The organism is Luteitalea pratensis, from assembly GCF_001618865.1.
Lineage (GTDB): Bacteria > Acidobacteriota > Vicinamibacteria > Vicinamibacterales > Vicinamibacteraceae > Luteitalea > Luteitalea pratensis.
Genome location: NZ_CP015136.1, coordinates 7,168,371 through 7,185,582 on the forward strand (window position 1 = coordinate 7,168,371; position 17,212 = coordinate 7,185,582).

The 17,212-nt window shown below is 67.5% G+C and carries 16 protein-coding genes; 9 read left to right on the top strand and 7 right to left on the bottom strand.

Going from position 1 to position 17,212, the window contains the following annotated elements; genetic code table 11:
• Positions 1-3: 3 nt before the first annotated feature.
• Entirely contained in the window at positions 4-1,113 is a 1,110-nt protein-coding gene (gene thiO, locus LuPra_RS30150; protein WP_157899865.1) for a glycine oxidase ThiO, read from the bottom strand.
• Complete coding sequence (locus LuPra_RS30155) at positions 1,110-1,853, bottom strand: Ig-like domain-containing protein (protein ID WP_157899866.1); 744 nt, start codon at positions 1,851-1,853, stop codon at positions 1,110-1,112. The genes thiO and LuPra_RS30155 overlap by 4 nt, the downstream gene beginning before the upstream one ends.
• Positions 1,854-1,892: 39 nt before the next feature.
• Here LuPra_RS30155 and LuPra_RS30160 point away from each other — a divergent pair, with 39 nt between their 5' ends.
• The gene (locus LuPra_RS30160) at positions 1,893-2,426 is read left to right on the top strand and encodes a DUF6309 family protein (protein WP_157899867.1); all 534 of its coding nucleotides are present in this window, start codon (positions 1,893-1,895) and stop codon (positions 2,424-2,426) included.
• Here the strand turns inward: LuPra_RS30160 and LuPra_RS30165 are convergent.
• Complete coding sequence (locus tag LuPra_RS30165; RefSeq protein WP_110174211.1) at positions 2,413-2,994, bottom strand: hypothetical protein; 582 nt, start codon at positions 2,992-2,994, stop codon at positions 2,413-2,415. The two genes, LuPra_RS30160 and LuPra_RS30165, sit on opposite strands and share 14 nt — an antisense overlap.
• A gap of 597 nt (positions 2,995-3,591) precedes the next feature.
• On the opposite strand from LuPra_RS30165, the gene LuPra_RS30170 reads away from it, so the two are divergent.
• The 6 genes from LuPra_RS30170 to LuPra_RS30195 all read left to right on the top strand — a co-directional run bounded on the left by LuPra_RS30170 (position 3,592) and on the right by LuPra_RS30195 (position 8,848).
• Entirely contained in the window at positions 3,592-4,359 is a 768-nt protein-coding gene (locus LuPra_RS30170; protein ID WP_110174212.1) for a TrbI/VirB10 family protein, read from the top strand.
• 19 nt (positions 4,360-4,378) lie between these two features.
• A complete protein-coding gene (locus LuPra_RS30175; protein ID WP_110174213.1) occupies positions 4,379-4,822 on the top strand; it encodes a protein tyrosine phosphatase family protein in 444 nt (147 codons plus the stop codon).
• A gap of 22 nt (positions 4,823-4,844) precedes the next feature.
• The gene (locus LuPra_RS30180; protein WP_234800621.1) at positions 4,845-6,329 is read left to right on the top strand and encodes a pyridoxal phosphate-dependent decarboxylase family protein; all 1,485 of its coding nucleotides are present in this window, start codon (positions 4,845-4,847) and stop codon (positions 6,327-6,329) included.
• 56 nt (positions 6,330-6,385) lie between these two features.
• Complete coding sequence (locus LuPra_RS30185; protein WP_110174214.1) at positions 6,386-6,964, top strand: outer membrane protein; 579 nt, start codon at positions 6,386-6,388, stop codon at positions 6,962-6,964.
• A gap of 115 nt (positions 6,965-7,079) precedes the next feature.
• Positions 7,080-7,658, top strand: coding sequence for an outer membrane protein (locus LuPra_RS30190; RefSeq protein WP_110174215.1), 579 nt, complete (start codon positions 7,080-7,082; stop codon positions 7,656-7,658).
• 29 nt (positions 7,659-7,687) lie between these two features.
• On the top strand, positions 7,688-8,848 hold the full coding sequence (locus tag LuPra_RS30195; protein ID WP_234800622.1) for a pyridoxal phosphate-dependent aminotransferase: 1,161 nt from the start codon (positions 7,688-7,690) through the stop codon (positions 8,846-8,848).
• Between the two features lie 3 nt (positions 8,849-8,851).
• On the opposite strand, the gene LuPra_RS30200 is transcribed toward LuPra_RS30195, so the two are convergent.
• Positions 8,852-9,346: a hypothetical protein gene (locus tag LuPra_RS30200; RefSeq protein ID WP_110174216.1), complete on the bottom strand. Its 495-nt coding sequence runs from the start codon at positions 9,344-9,346 to the stop codon at positions 8,852-8,854.
• Positions 9,347-9,524: 178 nt separating this feature from the next.
• On the opposite strand from LuPra_RS30200, the gene LuPra_RS30205 reads away from it, so the two are divergent.
• Both LuPra_RS30205 and LuPra_RS30210 read left to right on the top strand, forming a co-directional pair.
• Positions 9,525-10,976, top strand: coding sequence for an alpha-L-fucosidase (locus LuPra_RS30205; protein ID WP_234800623.1), 1,452 nt, complete (start codon positions 9,525-9,527; stop codon positions 10,974-10,976).
• Positions 10,973-12,094, top strand: a complete 1,122-nt coding sequence (locus tag LuPra_RS30210; protein WP_110174218.1) for an alkaline phosphatase family protein — start codon at positions 10,973-10,975, stop codon at positions 12,092-12,094. Before LuPra_RS30205 ends, LuPra_RS30210 begins: the two co-directional genes overlap by 4 nt.
• Here the strand turns inward: LuPra_RS30210 and LuPra_RS30215 are convergent.
• The 3 genes from LuPra_RS30215 to LuPra_RS34060 form a co-directional block, all read right to left on the bottom strand.
• Positions 12,077-12,439 carry an ArsR/SmtB family transcription factor gene (locus LuPra_RS30215; protein WP_110174219.1) on the bottom strand — a complete coding sequence of 121 codons (363 nt, stop codon included), beginning with the start codon at positions 12,437-12,439 and terminating at the stop codon, positions 12,077-12,079. The two genes, LuPra_RS30210 and LuPra_RS30215, sit on opposite strands and share 18 nt — an antisense overlap.
• Positions 12,440-12,627: 188 nt before the next feature.
• On the bottom strand, positions 12,628-15,042 hold the full coding sequence (locus tag LuPra_RS30220; RefSeq protein WP_162472864.1) for a sigma-54-dependent transcriptional regulator: 2,415 nt from the start codon (positions 15,040-15,042) through the stop codon (positions 12,628-12,630).
• A gap of 339 nt (positions 15,043-15,381) precedes the next feature.
• Positions 15,382-17,112 carry a S8 family peptidase gene (locus LuPra_RS34060; protein WP_162472865.1) on the bottom strand — a complete coding sequence of 577 codons (1,731 nt, stop codon included), beginning with the start codon at positions 17,110-17,112 and terminating at the stop codon, positions 15,382-15,384.
• Positions 17,113-17,212: the final 100 nt, after the last annotated feature.

The following is a 17,212-nucleotide window of genomic DNA, read 5'->3' on the forward strand; positions in this document are numbered from 1 at the left end:
ATGTCAGAGGTCGAACCGGGATGCAGAGATGGCCGGCGGCACGACGGCCGACGACGTGCGGATGAGGTCGGTGACGAGATCGGCCGTGAGCGGCGCCAGCAGCGCGCCGTTGCGGAAGTGCCCGGTGGCATACAGCAGGCCGGGCATGCGCTCCGAGGCGCCGATCAGCGGCAGGCCGTCGGGAGACCCGGGCCGCAAGCCGACCCGCACCTCCGTGAAGGTGGCGTCCGAGAGGTTCGGTACCAGGGCTTCGGCCGCCGCGCAGAGTTGCGACACGCCGCCGACGGTGGCCCGCGCATCGAAGCCGACGTGCTCGATGGTTGCACCCACGAGCACTTCGTCGGCCCACGGCACCATGTAGATATCAGGCCCCCACAGCACCCGGCGCAGGCCGCGATCGACCATCTGCAGGCGCAGCAATTGTCCGCGCACCGGGTGCGTGGGAATGACCGGATGCCCCTCCACCTGCAGGTGCATCGACCACGCACCCGAGGTCACGACGACGTGGGGCGCGTGGAACGTATGCGCGTGGGTCTCGACGACGACGTGTCGATCCTGGTGCGCGACGCGCTCGACACGCTCGGACTGATGACAGCGTGCTCCCTGGTGCAAGGAGGCGTGCAGCAATGCCTCCACCAGGTCGCGCGTCCGGACGGCGCCATGCGACTGGATCAACAGACCCGCACGCTGCGGTCGCACAAGCGGCTCGAGTTCGCGAACTTCTGCTTCGCCTTCGGCCAGTTGGCACGACACGCCCTGCGCGTGCAGGGACTCAGCAAGGTTCGCCAGCGCCACGGCGGCTTCATCGGTGCCGGCGACCTGCAGCGTGCCATTGCGGACGTAGGGCACGTCCATTCCCGAATCGCTGCGCACCCGATGGATGAAGGTGTCGTATCGCGCGAGGCTTTCGGCGCCGAGCTGCTGGAGGATCGGATCGTGCGAGCCCTCGATATGCGGGCAGAGCATTCCGGCCGATGCCTGTGAGGCCCCGGAGCCGGGTGCGCCCGCGTCGATCATCAGCACGGCGGCGCCCTGGCGCGACAGCGCGTGGGCCACGGCGCATCCAATCAGTCCGGCGCCAACGACGATCACGTCAGACGACACGACGTTCACCGACGGATGTCCCTGAACTGCACTTGTGTCTGGTAGTCGGTCTGGAGGGCGCCCCCAGACGACGGGGCACGGGCGACCAGCCACTGGTAGCTGCCGGTCATGGTGCCGAGCGCCGCGTCGATCGTGGCACGCATGGTCGTCACCTCCACGCGCACGTTCTGCGCGCCGATGGGTCCGGAACCCGCGAGCGCCAACTGGTCGTTGGTCTGTACCTGCCCCGTCAGCGGCACCTGCAGTATCGGCTCGGCGGAGTCGGTGAGCACGGCCGTGAGCTGGTCGCCGTCCTGGCTGATCCGAAGGATAAGTGTGCCCGACGTGACCGCCCCCGGCACGCACAACGGCGATGTCGATGAGGCACTGCAGGTCAGTTGCAGCCGGGCGAGCCCGCCGCTCCAGGTGCCCTGGTAGTCCGGGACCACCCGTAAGGCCAGGCTGCCCGACGACGTGCCAGAGGTGGCGGTTACCGTGACGCGGCCGGCACGGGCCGCGGTCGAAACGCCGGTAGGGCTGACCGTCAGCACGCTGCTGTCGGTACTCGTCCAGGTCGCGGTCGTCACCGGCGTGCCGCCGCTCCCGGTGACCACCAGCGTAGTCGTCTCGCCGGCACGCAATATGGGACGCGTGGTCGTGATCTGCAGCGAGCCGCCTGACGGCGAGGTCGGCGTGGACGAGCTGTTGTCGCAGCCGGCAACAAGGAGGGCGAGCCCCGCGAGGACAGTGGCCACCAGGCGAGACGTCACGCCGCGACTGTAGCAAGATGGGCAGGTCTGCGGAAGCCCATGCGGATCATCACTGCTGCCGTTGCTCGCGCTGTCATCGATGCCGGAATCCTGGCGGCGACGTATCCGGGTCATGATCCGGCGAGATGGGCATTGCCGTTGTTGGACCAGCTCGACGCACGCGCAACGGGGTGGCAGTTGGTGGAACTCGACACGCAGGCATTGGCCGGCTTGTGGTTACCACCACACTCCGGTGAAGCCTGTCACGGCGACTCGATATCACTCGGCGACGAGGGCGGGTCGAGTGTGATCCAGGCGCACGATTGGCTGATCGCTCACGCCGACGCCTATGCCGCGGCCAATCCGTCGTGCTGGGGACGGATCAAATTCGCGTCGAAGAGGCCGATGTCACCACTGGTGGTGTCAGCGGCGAGTGTCGGGGACCGTGTGAAACCGGAGCAGGCGGAGCTGGTGGTGGTGGACGGGCTGCACCGCGCGCTCGGCTTCTGGATGGCCGGGGAGCGACATTGCCAGGCCTATGCGCCGGTGCTGGACAGGGCCTTGCTGGACGGGTACGTGCTCAGCGGGGCGTAGGTCTGGGCAGGTCCGGCTGACGCGGCTCCCGCGGTTGCGGATCGCGCGGCGTCACCCACGTGGCGGGCGGCACCGAAGAGCGAGTGTCTCGCGACGCGGGGATGTTCTTGCCGTCTTCTTGTCGTGTCACCCACGTCGCCGGCGGCGGCTCGATGTGGTGAGAACGATCGGTCTGGCGTCGGTGATGCCCTGGGCGAATGTCGTCGCGCAACTCCGGGACGACCGGCAGGCCGACAACGACCAGGCCGGGCATGTAGGTGACCGCGTCCTGATAGGCCTGCACGGGCTCGACGACCGTCTCTACGTCTTCCAGCACCGGCTGACGGGCTCCCGTCCGCACGAGCGCAGTGATCACCCGCTCACTGAGGCCGTCACTCTTCAGGTCCTGGATGTCGGCAAAGCTCAAACGGAACCGCCCTCCGTCGGCATCGATGACGGCGATCAGGAGATCGTCGCCGAGGCCGGTCCGGTGCAGTTCCATGACGTCGCGCAGGGTGAGCTCACCTGCAGCCGCCGATCGTGGCGTGAGCAGGAGCCCCGCCAGCAAGAATCCCAGGATCCGTGTCATGTCCAGCCTCCCCGAGGGGGCGCATGCAAGAGCCGACCCCACCGGATGTGTCCCCGCCGGATCGCAATCGGTGTCCTGACGAGGTGTCAGGTCTCGCCTCCAGGGCGCATTTCCGGGTCGTGGGGTCCGCCGAGGGGCAGGCACGGTGTTTGCGGTGGGTGATGGCGCGCCGGCGGTCGCCGGCGGGAGCAAAAACTCATGGAACAACGCGCCCTCCTTGCCTCGGCCCTCGTTCTCGGATGCGTCACCGCTGCCGGCGCCGGCGGTTACCTCGCCGTACGCCAGGTAAACGCACCGGCTCCCAGTACCGCCAGCCAGGCCGCCCTTTCTGAGGGCGACGAGGCCCCCGTGGAGGGCACGGTTGCCGAAATCGACGTACCCACTGCACCCGCCGAAGCCTCGCCAACGTCAGTGAGTCCCGCGCCCCCGGTCGCAACGACGAGCAGCACTGCTCGCGCGTCGGAGTCACAGGTGTCGGCGCCTGCGGCCCCACGCCCCACGACGGCAGCACCAGCGGCGCGTAACACGACTCCGAGGTCGTCATCGGCGGCAGCGGCGCCAGTGCCTTCCTCGCCGCGACCGAGTGGATCGGCTTCTGTGGCGCGCTCGACTCCGCCTCCGCCGGCGCGGCCTCAAGCCCAGCCGGCGCCAGCGGAGGCCTCCACGCAGGCGAGCGGCGGTCCCAATGACAACTGGCCGTCGCGTGACTATGGCAGCGGTAACCGGGACACGGCTGGCGCCAGCCGCGACACGGACTCCTCCGCGACCCGCGCCGACAACTCGCTGCCGAGCCGGTCGCCCGTCAGCGAGCCTGCTCCTCCACCCGCGCCCGTCCGCCACCTGGAAACCGTGACGATTCCCGCCGACGCGGTGATCGGCGTCCAGCTCGAGACGAGCATCTCGACGGTCAAGGCCAAGGTCGAGGATCCGGTGCGGGCGCGCGTCACGCGCGACTTGATGGGCGGCGGCAACGTGGTCGTCCCTTCCGGTTCGCGCCTCCTCGGCAGCGTCACGCTCGTGGAGCAGGGTGGCAAGGTGAAGGAGCGCGCGCGCCTCGGCATCCGGTTCCACACGCTGGAGCTGGCTGATGGCACAGAGGTGCGGTTGCCGACCGAGACGATCTATCGCGAGGGCGAGTCGCCAGCCGGGAAGAGCGCGGCGAAGATCGGCGGCGCGACCATTGGCGGCGCGATTCTCGGCGCCATCGTCGGCGGCGGCAAGGGTGCGGCGATCGGCGCCGCCACGGGTGCGGGCAGTGGGACCGGGTGGGCCATGGCGGGCGATCGCCTGCCGGCCGAGCTTCGGTCCGGCCAGTCGCTGACGGTGCGCGTGTCTGACAGCGTCAGCACCCAGGTCGAGCGGTAGCCGACGCTATACTCGGCGCATGGTGGCCGGTGTCGTCAACTACACGCAGGTCAATGCGTCCGTGGCGTGCGGCGGTGACACGCCGCGCGACGTCTTTCCCTCACTCGCAGAGCAGGGGTTCCGCGCCGTCGTCAACCTCAGGCTCGACGGTGAGCCCGGAGTGGCCGAAGAAGCGGCGGCGGTCGATGCGGCAGGGCTCCGGTATGTGCATTTGCCGATGACGCCAACGGCTCCGGAGTTCGAGACCGCCGAGCAGTTCCTCGACGTCGTCGCAGACCCATCCAACCAGCCCGTGTACATCCACTGCGCCTCGGCCAATCGCGTCGGGGGCGTCTGGGCGATCAAGCGCGTGGTGCAGGACGGGTGGAGCCGGGAGGCCGCACTCGCCGAAGGCCACGCCATCGGCCTCAAGAGCCCGGTGATGATCGATTTCGTACACCGATTCCTCGACGCGCGTGGCTGATCCAGGGCGGCGCGGTGATGACATGGCCGGGGTCGTGCCGCCCTTCCCGGACATCCCGAGGACGGTGGGGCCGCTGGGCGACATGCCCGCGGACGAGTTCCGCACCGCCGGTCATGCGCTCGTCGAGTGGATCGCGGATTACCTCCAACATGCGGAGCGCTACCCGGTGCTCGCGCAGGTGGCGCCCGGTGAGATCGCGCGGAGCCTTCCGGGACAAGCGCCCGAGCACGGCGAAGCGTTCGGCGACATCCTCGCCGATATCGACCGGGTAATCGTGCCCGGTCTCACGCACTGGAACAGCCCGACGTTCTTTGCCTACTTCTCGATCTGCGCCAGTGGTCCGGGCGTGCTTGCCGATTTCCTGTCGTCTGCGTTCAACCAGCAGGCGATGCTCTGGCGCACGTCGCCCGCAGCGACGGAACTCGAGGCCGTCACGCTCGGGTGGTTGCGGCAGTTGATGGGATTGCCCGACGCGTTCGAGGGTGTGATCTACGACACGGCGTCGATCTCGACGCTGCACGCGCTCGCCGCGGCTCGCGAACGCGCCCTCCGCGGCGTCCGCCGGACCGGGCTCGCGGACCGCGACGATGCTCGCGGCTTGCGTGTCTATTGTTCGGACCAGGCACACTCGTCGGTAGACAAGGCGGTGATCCTGCTCGGCCTCGGGCATGAGGCCGTGGTGAAGGTCGCGACTGACGATGCGTTTCGCATGGATGTCGGGGCGTTGGCCGCGGCGATCGCGGACGATCGCGCGGCGGGACGCCATCCGCTGGCGGTGATCGCGACGACCGGGACGACGTCGACCACCAGCGTGGACCCCGTACCTGCCATAGCCGATGTGTGTGAGCGCCACGACGTGTGGCTCCACGTCGATGCGGCCTACGGCGGGGCCGCGGCCATCGTGCCAGGCATGGAGTGGATCCTTGCGGGTGCGGACCGCGCGGACTCGCTGGTAGTGAACCCGCACAAGTGGATGCTGACGCCATTCGACCTCAGCGTGCTGTTCTGCCGGCACATGGACCTGTTGCGCGAGGCGTTCTCGCTGGTGCCCGAGTACCTCACCACGAGCGAGGCACCCGAGGTGCGTAACCTCATGGATACAGGTGTGCAGCTGGGCCGCCGATTCCGCGCGTTGAAACTGTGGTTCGTGCTTCGCTACTTCGGCGCTGAAGGCATGCGTTCCCGGATCGCCGAACACCTGCGGCTCGCGCGCCTGTTCGCCGGGTGGGTGGATGAGACGCCGGGATACGAGCGGCTCGCACCCGTCCCGATGAGCGTGGTGTGCTTCCGCGTGTGTCCGCCATCGCTCCACGACGATCCGGCTGCGCTCGACGCCCTGAACGAGCGGCTTCTGCAGGCGCTCAATGCCACTGGCAAGATATTCCTGTCGCATACCAGGCTGCGCGGCGCTTACGCGTTGCGCGTGGCAATCGGCCATGCGCGCACCACCGAGGCGCACCTGGCGGCGGCGTGGCGACTGATTCAGGACACCGCCCTGGGCGCGTAATCCGCGCACCAGGCCCTTCCGCCGAGACGGCACCTCAATTGCTTGGAGATCCAGTGATGCGTCGTGTCCTGACATTTGCGGTGTGCGGGTTGGTCGCCCTCGTACCACGCGCGGCGACCGCCGAGGTGCTGCTGACGCCGTTTGCCGGCGTGAGCTTCCTTTCTGAAGGAGACGAGAAGTTCGTCTACGGTGTCAGCCTCGCGTTCGGTGGCCTGATCGGGGTCGAGGCCGAGATCGCCAGGACCAACGTCGCCGACCAGGAACTGCTCGGCTCGACGGTGAACCTCGAGACGAAACTGACGACCGGCATGGTCAACCTGCTGGTGAAGGTGCCGCTCGGGCCGGTGCATCCGTATGTGACCGGTGGACTCGGCGTAATCCGTGTCGCCGGCGAGGTCGCAGCGCCGGTGCTGGGCGCGCTGGAATTGAGTGGCGGTGAGTTCGGGATGAATTTCGGCGGTGGCGTGATCCTGTTCCCCTCGCATACGTTCGGGATCCGTGGCGACGTCCGCTACTTCCGCACGCTGGGCGACCTCACACTCGGGGACCTGACCGACTTCGGCGGGCTCGACGATCTGCCGATCCCGGAGTTCGACTTCTGGCGCGTCACTGGCGGCGTCACGCTCCGTTTCTGACGGGTCGGCGCCTCCAACGCGTGAGAACCGCGCCGGGACATCGTGCGTCACAACTGCAGGTCCGTGTGTCGCCACTGATGCGACGCGCGCGGCGGACCAGGAGGCGCCTCTTCATATGCACAAGATCCTGCTGACTTCTCTGGTAATGGCGGCGTTTGCCGCGTCGCCAGCCGCAGCCCAGACGACCGGTGGCCTGGTGACCCCGTTTGTCGGCGTCGCCACCGGCACCCCCATCGACGAGAACCGGACCGTGTACGGCGGCTCGATCGGCGCGACCGGGAGCGTCATCGGCTTCGAGTTCGACTTCGGGTACTCGCCGAACTTCTACGAGATTGAAGACGACTTCGGCGAACTCGGCAGTTCGGGGAGCGTCTCGACCCTGATGGGCAACCTGCTCATCGGCCTGCCGCTCGGCAGGGTGCGTCCCTATGCGACGTTCGGCGCCGGCTTGATGCGGTCCAACCTGGACGTGTTCGACGTGTTCGATGACCTCGATCGCAGCGACTTCGGGGTCAACTACGGCGGTGGGGTGATGGCGTTCCTCACCGACCACGTCGGAATCCGGGGGGATATCCGGCATTTCCGTAGCCTGCAGAATGACGACCTGGACGACAGCTTCACGGATCCGGGCGACTTCGACCTGGGCGACTTCACGTTCTGGCGCGCGACTGCGGGCGTCGTCTTCAAGTTCTGAGCGCGGCCCGTCGTGATGAAATACGGCGCGTGCATCTGCCGCGCCGCATCACCGACATCCAGCCCCCGGTCATCCCGATCCTCGGCGAGTGGATCCGCGCCAATCCGGGAACCATCTCGCTCGGCCAGGGCATCGTCTCCTACGGACCGCCGGCGGAGGTGCTGAATGCCGTGCAGGCGTTCGGGGGCCAGCTTGCCGAGCACCGCTATGGGCCCGTCGAGGGCCAGCCGGATCTGCTCGCCATCCTCCGCCACAAGCTGACGACCGAGAACGGCCTCCCGCTCGACGGCCGCAAGGTCGTCGTCACCGCGGGCGGCAACATGGCATTCCTGAATGCCGTGCTGGCGATTACCGATCCCGGTGACGAGGTCATCCTGCCGATCCCGTACTACTTCAATCACGAGATGGCGATGACGATGATCGGGTGTCGCACCGTGGGTGTGACGACCGACGCGAGATACCAGTTGGATCTCGCGGCGCTGCGTGCGGCCATCACCGCGCGGACGCGCGCGATCGTCACGATCTCCCCGAACAACCCGACCGGCGCGGTGTATCCCGAGGCGGATCTGCGGGCGGTGAATGCGCTCTGTGCGGAGCACGGGATCGTGCATGTCACCGACGAGGTGTACGAGTACTTCACGTACGGTGACGCGTGCCACTACTCGCCGGGGCGCGAGGCGTCAAGCCGGGCCCATACGATTTCGCTGTTCTCGCTGTCCAAGGCGTACGGGTTCGCGGGTTGGCGCATCGGCTACATGGTCGTGCCCGACGAGCTGTTCGATGCGGTCAACAAGATCCAGGACACCAACCTGATCTGTCCGCCGATCGTGTGCCAGGCCGCGGCCGCGGCCGCGCTGCGAGTGGGCCAGCCGTACTGCGCGCCTCACGTGGCGGCCCTCGACGTCGTTCGTCGCGAAGTGCACGACGTCCTCGCGGGGATTGCGGACATCGTGGAGGCGCCGGCGACCGAGGGCGCGTTCTATGTGCTCTTGCGGGTGCGCACGGATCTCGATGCGTTCACCCTGACGAGGCGCCTGATCGAGAGACACAAGGTCGCCGTGGTGCCGGGCAGTGCATTCGGCGTGACCGAGACGTGCGCGTTGCGGATCTCGTTCGGCGCGCTCGACCGCGAATCGGTCGCGGCCGGCATGGGCCGGCTGGTGGCAGGCCTCAGGGCGGAAGTCGGCTGACTGTCAGTGAGCCGCGGGCGTGCAGCCCTGGAAGATGTCCCAGGCACGGATGACGGCGCGCAGGGTTCGAGCGCGTCGTTCGCGACTGAGGTTGTCGCCCTCCGGGTGGAGGTCCGGGTGAGTCGCGCGCACGAGGTGCCGGTAGGCACTGCGCACGTCGGCGTCTGTCGCGGCGTCGGTCAGGTTGGCGCCCAGACGATTCAGGAGCGCGATGGCAACCTGCTCGCGCGGCGAGCGCCTCGGCCGCGCCACCGAGCCACCGCGCATGGTCCTGCGTGAATCGGCCACCGGGATCCCGCCCGCCGCAGGCGCTGCAGACGCCGGATGCGGATAGCGCAAGTGGACGAAAGGCGCAGAAATCACGCGCAATGGCTCGAGGCGATGGGCCCAGGACGGGCTCGCGATGCGCGGCGCCGTCGGCCGGCCAGGCGCCGCCGGGGGCGGCGCGTCAGCCAGCTTCGAGCACAGCACGTCGGCAAATCCGATCCGGGCACCCATGCAGGAGGCATCGGCCGGGCGGCCATTCCCTTGAGGGCACGAAGGTCCGGCGGCACCGGCCGGGAGGTGGACGGCCCCTGATCTAGACTGCCGCATGCGGTCGCCCACCTTCGCCCCGCCGATGAATGCTGCCGCGCCTCGGCTCCGCTGGTATCGGGCAGGCTGCGCGGCCGTGTGCATGGCGACCCTGCTGTCGGCGGTGGCAGCTCGCGCACAGGCGCCGGTGGAACCGGTCCCGTCGGCGTCACAGCTCCAGTGGCAGCGCATGGAGTTCACCGCATTCGTGCACTTCGGCCCCAACGCGTTCACGGGGGCCGAGTGGGGCTCGGGCCGCGAACTGCCGGCGGTCTTCAATCCCACCGCGCTCGACGCGCGGCAGTGGGCACGGACGTTCAAGGCCGCGGGAATGAAGGGCGTCATCGTCACGGCCAAGCACCACGACGGGTTCTGTCTCTGGCCGACGAAAGAGTCGGCCCACACCGTGGCCGCCAGTCCGTGGCGCAACGGCAAGGGTGACCTGCTGCGCGAACTCTCCGACGCGGTGCGTGCCGAGGGGCTGTCCTTCGGGGTCTATCTGTCACCGTGGGACCGCAATCATCCGAGCTACGGCACGCCGGAGTACAACGACGTGTTCGTGCGGATGCTCGAGGACGTGCTCTCCAACTACGGCGAGATCTTCGAGGTCTGGTTCGACGGCGCCAATGGCGAGGCGACCAATGGCAAGCGCCAGGTCTACGATTGGCCGCGGTTCCACGAGGTGGTCAGGCGCCTGCAGCCGCGTGCGGTCATCTTCAGCGATGCCGGGCCCGGCATCAGGTGGATCGGCAACGAGCGTGGCGAGGCGCCGCTGACCAACTGGGCGATGCTCGACCGGGACCGGTATGCGCCGGGTACCAGCCTCAGCATGGACCTGCCGGAAGGATCCGAACTCGGGAGGTTTTACGTGCCGGGCGAGTGCGACGTATCCATTCGGCCCGGATGGTTCTGGCGCGCCGCCGAGAACACGCGGGTCAAATCGCCGCGCGCGCTGCTCCGTCTGTACGAGGCATCGGTCGGGCGCAACTGCAACCTGCTGCTCAACGTGCCGCCAGACGACCGCGGGCTAATCCACGACAACGACGTCAAGGCCCTCGACGGCATGCGCGCGCTCGTCGACCGCGTCTACGGCGCGTCGCTGCTGCCAGCCGCGGCGAAAGCGGCTGCGTCATCGTCCATGCCCTCGCACGACGCGGCGGCCGTACTCGATGCCGACCTGGACACGTGGTGGGCACCGGCGGGTGACGTCAGGACGGGCACACTGTCGGTAGACATGGGTTCGCCGGTGAGGTTCGATCGGATCCGTCTCCAGGAATACATCGCGCTTGGCCAGCGCGTGTCGCTCTTCGAGGTCGAGGCATTGACCGGCGGCAGCTGGACCCGAGTGGCGACTGGCACGACGATTGGGCACACCCGCATCATCGCCACGGCGGTGACCACCGCGTCACAGGTGCGGGTGCGTATCCACGATGCGCGGGGCGTGCCGATGATTGCCTCCCTTTCCCTCCATGACTCGTCGCTGGCCGACGTGGCGCGGCCGGCCGATGCGCCGGCGCACCAGGACGCCGCCGACTTCGATCCAGAACATCCATGAACCGACGACACGTGCTGCGCAGCCTGGTGGCGACGCCGATGGCGGCCGCGCTCGCCCGATCCTCCGTGGCGCAGGGGCCGGGAAGCGCTGCTGATCGCGTGATCGTGATTTCTCTCGACGGCGTCCGGACGCAGGAGATGTTCGGCGGCCTCGACGTGACGATCCTTCAGCACGTGCTCGGGCCGAAGAAGCAGGCCGAGGCGCATCCGCTGTACGCGGCCTACTGGCGCCCGACGCGAGAGGCACGACGCGAGACGCTGATGCCCTTCCTGTGGGGCACGCTCCTGAAGCGGCACGGGTCGATCGTCGGCGACCACGAGGCTGGCAGCGTCATGACCCTGGAGAACATGCAGCGCTTCAGCTATCCGGGCTATGCCGAGTTGATGACCGGCGCTCCCCACGACGAGGTCATCGACAGCAACGACAACCGCCGCTATCCGTTCGAGACGGTGCTGCAGTTCCTGCGGCGCGAGTTCGCGGCGACGCGTGAGCAGGTGGCGTGCTTCGGATCGTGGGACGTGTTCACGTCCATCCCTTCATCAACGGGTGGCGACGTGTTCACCAATGCAGGATACGAGAAGTACGACGCGCCGGACGCACGCCTGCAGGCGCTCAGCGCCGCACAGTTCGAGACCGTGCCGCCGTGGGACACCGCCCGCTACGACCACTACACGTGGCAGTTCGCCATGGATCATCTGCTGCGCCACCAGCCACGGGCGCTGTGGATCGGCCTCGACGAAACCGACGATTGGTCGCACAACGGCCACTACGTGCGGGTGATCGAGTACCTGCACCGGTTCGACGGCTGGCTGGCCAGGCTGTGGACCCTCATCGAGACGACGCCCGGATTCCAGGGGCGCACGGCGGTGATGCTCGTGACCGATCACGGCCGCGGCAACACGACCGGGGACTGGAACAGCCACGGCAAGGATACCGAGGGCGCGCAGTACGTCTGGGCCGTGGTGGCCGCGCCGGCGTGGCCCACGCGCGGGGTCTGGAAGGCGGGGCATCCGCCGGTGTCGCAGAGTCAGGTGGCCGCGACCGTCGCGTCCCTGGTGGGCAAGGACTGGCGCCGGGCATCGCCGGCCGCGGGCGCGCCGCTACGGCCGCCGGCCTGATTTCGTATCGGGCCGTGAGGCCCGATGGCGACGCATCGCCTCACCGAGTCCGTCGAGGTACCGGGTCCAGAACCCACGGTACTGATCGACCCAGTCGTCGATCTCCTGCAGAGGCTCGGGGACCAACGCATAGGTCCGGCGACGATCGGGTGCCACCACGACCGAGATCAACCCCGCTGCAAGCAGGATCGACACGTGCTGCGACACGGCACTCTTGGTCAGGGGCAGCAGCGCGTGCAGTTGTTGGAACGTCTTCGGCCCCTCGGCCAGCGCCTCGAGCAGCGTGCGGCGCGACGAGTCCGCAACGGCTCGGAAGGTGTCTGCCTGGCCAGCGGTGCGAGTCACGGTGCGTCTCCTCTGCCCGATCCCGTCACTCCAATGCCGTGGGTCGGGGGTCGTGTTTCAGGCGGCGGCCCATTCGTTCGCGCCGAAGCATCACCGCCGTGCCCTCCTGGGGCGCTCGGGTGTCGACAGGAGGGGGATGGGGTGTTGTGGTGAATCCTGGTTAGTGTTCAGTGAACACTGAACAACTCTCAGCTCGCATGCCCCTCATCCAGGCCCAGGCGACGTCGTTTCAGGTAGAGGCCCTTGCGCGTGATTCCCAGCAGGCGGGCAGTGTCGGCCTGGTTATGGCGCGACTGCTCCATCGCCCTGGCGATGGCGGCCCGTTCCAGGTCGTCGTACATCTCCTGCAGCGTCCGGTCCAGTTTCACATGCACCGACGTGCCGTCGGTTGCCGCCGGCGGGGACGCGGCAGCAGCGCTTCTGACGATCGGGGAGAGGTGGGCCTCGTCGACCAGTTCGTCTTCATCGCTGAGCGCCACGATGCGTTTCAACTCGTTCGTGAGTTGGCGGACGTTGCCGGGCCAGTCGTACGCCGAGAGGCGTTCGAGGGCGCGCGGCGTCAGTTGCGGGATGAACTTACCGGCCTGCTTCGCGTGGACGGTCAGGAAGTGGTTGACGAGGGTCGGGATCTCCTCGCGCCTGTCGCGAAGCGGCGGGATCGTCAGCGACACCACGTTGAGGCGATAGAACAGGTCGTCGCGGAACTGCCCGTCGCGCACCAGTTCCGCGAGGCGCGCGTTGGTCGCGGCGATGACGCGGACGTTCACCTTCTGTGGCCGCTCCCCGAGCGGCTGGATCTCGCCGCTCTCGAGGAACCGCAGCAGCTTCGGCTGCAGGTCGAGGCTGAGTTCACCGATCTCGTCGATGAACAGCGTGCCACCCTCGGCCTGGCGGATGAGTCCCTTCGCGTCGCTGACGGCGCCGGTGAACGCGCCACGCCGATACCCGAACAGTTGCCCTTCGAGCATGTCGCGCGGAACGGCGGTGACGTTGAAGGGCACGAACGGCCCGCGCGCCTGTCCGGACAGGTCGTGCACTTCCTGAGCGACGACCTCCTTCCCTGTACCCGTCTCGCCGAGTATGAGAACGGGGCAGTCGCTTGACGCAACCCTGCGTATAGTTGAATGCAGTCGCCTCATCTCAGTCGAGATGTAAAGGCCTTTTCGACCCTCGGGCGCGACGTCGAGATCCCAGGAAAGAACCTTCCGTCGCGAGTCGGATTGCGCCTTCACGGCCGCTACTGCCAATCTGAGAACACTCATCAAGTGCGCGACTGTTTCCCGGGACGTAGCGTCTAAGAGCGGGACAACACGCAACGCGAACGTGTCAGCCCCTACAGTCCCGAGCGTCACTAGCTCGGACTCACTGCCTGGGCTCGGCAGTTTACGAACATCGGCTTCGCCGACAACTTTCATTCGTTTCAGTAGCCGTACCGCTTCACCACCGGCGAGATGTGGCTGCGGTAGAAGACCGCAAACGAATGAGAGATTCTCCGCAAGCTCAAAATGAAGCCGATGCCGGCGAGGCGAAACCACGGGCCCACTCAGTACGTCCGTGCCGAACAGGGACACCATGGCGACAGTCTGCCGACCGTGGAACCGGTCGCCGGAAGCAAGGAAGACCCTAACGGAGCGGGCAATCTCGACCTGAAAACGACGATGATCTCTTTGATGCCCTGCCCGAATTGCTCGGGCCCGGGCAAGAAAGGCGAGAGTCTCCGCACTTGGATAGCGCACTCGCTCCACGACAGACACCGTGTCCGCGTCGGCACCATCACCGTCGCCGAGCAAACAGGCGACTTCTGAACGAAGCAGGGTCAGCTTCGCCCAATTGATCTCATCGCCCCTCGCGTCGGCCGCCTCACGTGCCTGCGACAAAATATCGTATGCGCTTTGCGGCCTGTTCGTTAGGCGCGCCACTGTCGAGCGTGCTGGCGCAGAGTCAACCAGGAGAAATGTCAACTCGCTGAATGATGCGACGATCGCTTCGATCTCTGCAGTCGCTTGTTGAGCCGCCTCAAGATCGCCAAGTGCGATTGCGATATTCGCAAGGGTGTCGAGAAGCGCGCCCCTAGACAGGGATACGGCAGGAACGCCAGCCAACGTTTCGCAAGCGATTGACTTCGCGCGTTGAAAGTTGCCGCGTCGGCATTCTAGGAAGGAAAGGTTTGCCTGCGCGGCAAACCGCAGTGAGTTGAGTCCGTTGTCCTCGGCCACCTGCCGAGCCGACCTGGCGGATCTAGCTGCTTCCTTGTTTTGGGCAAGCAAGTACTCGGCGCCAGACAAAGCCAATCGAGTGAATGCTTCGATCGAGGCGTTAGGCTCTGGTTGGAGGAGGCCCAGCGCAGAATGGAGTTCTGCTAGGGCGACACCCGGCAAACTCCGCTGTGCGTACGCTTGGCCCACGCGTGCATGAAGTGCAGCCATCAGTTGGGCGTCGCCGCAACGCAGCACCGCGCGCTTCGCGGAGGCCAAGGCCTGCTGGCTCTCGGCGAGACTGCGGTGACTTGTGAGAAGCGTGAAGCGGGAAAGCGCGGCGAGGGCGACTTGCTCGTACTCGCCTGCTGAATCACCCTCAACGATCACCCGCTCAAGGAGTGCCAAGGCTTCATCGACGTGGCCCGATGAGCCTAACAACTCTCCCTTTAGTCTACGAGCGAAGATGCGAAGACTAGCGTCAGCAGGCTCTTGCCCGAGTTGGGTGACGCCAGCACTCGCTGACGCGATCGCGCCAGCCTGTCGCTGAACATCGGCAATCAGCGCAATGCGAACGTCACTCGGCAAGGAAGCGGCACGAAGCCGACGTTCACAGTCTAGAGCATCCCCTGAGCGAAGTGCTCGCCGCAGCGGTGCGGGCAAGTGGAAAGGCATAGGTGCGAAGTGCTGCAGAGTCTACAGCACTTCGCAAACGCCGCCTTCTTGAGTATCTAAAGTTTGTGGTCGTTAGTCACCCCACACCAGTGTGTCACCCCACACCAGTGTGTCACCCCACACCAGTGTGTCACCCCACACCAGTGTGTCACCCCACACCAGTGTGTCACCCCACACCAGTGTGTCGCCCCACACCAGTGTGTCGCCCCACACCAGCGTGTCGCCCCACACCAGCGTGTCGCCCCACACCAGCGTGTCGCCCCACACCAGCGTGTCGCCCCACACCAGCGTGTCGCCCCACACCAGCGTGTCGCCCCACACCAGCGTGTCGCCCCACACCAGCGTGTCACCCCACACCAGCGTATTCCCTTCAACCTTGGCAGCAAATGTCATCCCGCTGCGGTCGATCGTCTCGCCAGCGATCTCGGTCGATGGCAGATTCTGCAATCCGAGTCGCGCCGCCGACACCGCCGACGCGACATTGATGGCACCAGCACCAGCCGCGGCCACACCCGCTCCCGCCACACGGCCGGCCGTCAGCTGTAGCAGGGCCTTCACCTGGTACGGCTTCAACGCCGGGTTCGCCTGCAGCACGAGCGCCGCCGCGCCGCTCACCATCGCCGCCGCCATGCTGGTGCCGGACAAGCGCAGGTAGAGACGCGCGCCCTGGCCACTGCGAACCGCACCCGCCTTCTCCGCGAGCGTGCTCTGCGCGGACGCCGACGAGACGATTCGACGGCCGGGGGCCGTGACGTCCGGCTTGAGGAAACCGTCGATCGCGGACAGGCCGCGCGAACTCGAATCGGCCACGCGGTCGTCGCTGCGTTCCGGCGTGCCCATCGTGTCGATCGCACCGACGGTGATCGCCGACGGGGCATTGCCCGGCGACGTGATGCCGTCGCGCACGCGGGTGCCGTCCGGCAGCGTGCCCCAGTTGCCTGCCGAGGCCACGACCACGAGCCCGGCGCGGCTGGCGCGCTCGACCGCCTGGACCAGCGGATCGTCCGCCCAGCTCTCGAGCACCGGCTTGCCGAGCGAGAGGTTGATCACCCGCAGGCGATACGCGGCACGGTTGGCGACGGCCCAGTCGATCGCCGCGATGACGTCGCTCGTGCTGCCCTGGCCACGCTCGTCCAGCACCCGCAGGCTGACGATGTGTGCCCCCGGGGCGACGCCGCTGAAGCGCCCCTCGGGCGTCGTGACGTCGCCGGCCATGATCCCTGCCACGTGCGTGCCGTGGCCGTACGGGTCACCGTTGCGTCGCCCGCTCGCCACGAAGTCGACGCTCGCCACGACCCGCTGGCGCAGCGCCTCGTGCTGCGTGGCGACGCCGGAATCGATCAATACGATGCCCACACCCTCGCCGTTCACGCCGGGCAAGCCGAGGACGCCCGCCCACGCCTGGTCGGCGCCGAGCGACACAACCTCGTTGGCCATGTGCGCCGAGACGGTCGCATCTTCTGCCACCACCGGCACGGTCGGATCGGCTGCGAGCCGTGCGAGGGCCGCAGCATCTGCCACCTTGAGCACGCCGCCAGTCTCGAGCGTCTTCTCGAGGACCAGCCCGTGGCGCGCCGCGATGTCGCGTAGCTGCGCCTCGGTGCCCGACACGATGACCGCTCTCGCCTTACCGGCACCCACGCTCTCGGCCAGCCCGCGCGACAGGCGGGCGCGGTGGGCATCGGCCTGCAGCGGCGACGACAGCGCCAGCATGGCGAATGCCACCGACACCCAGACCACGGTGCGGGTGATGGCTGCGCGGGGGGAGGTACCGCGCACTTCGATCGAGCGGAGGGAAAACATCGTGCTGACTCCAGACAAGTGAAAGGGGAACCCTTCGAGGCTCCGACTCCTGGCCAGGTCTGCACGGCCAGGGGGGCAAACGGACACCTCGAACGTCTCG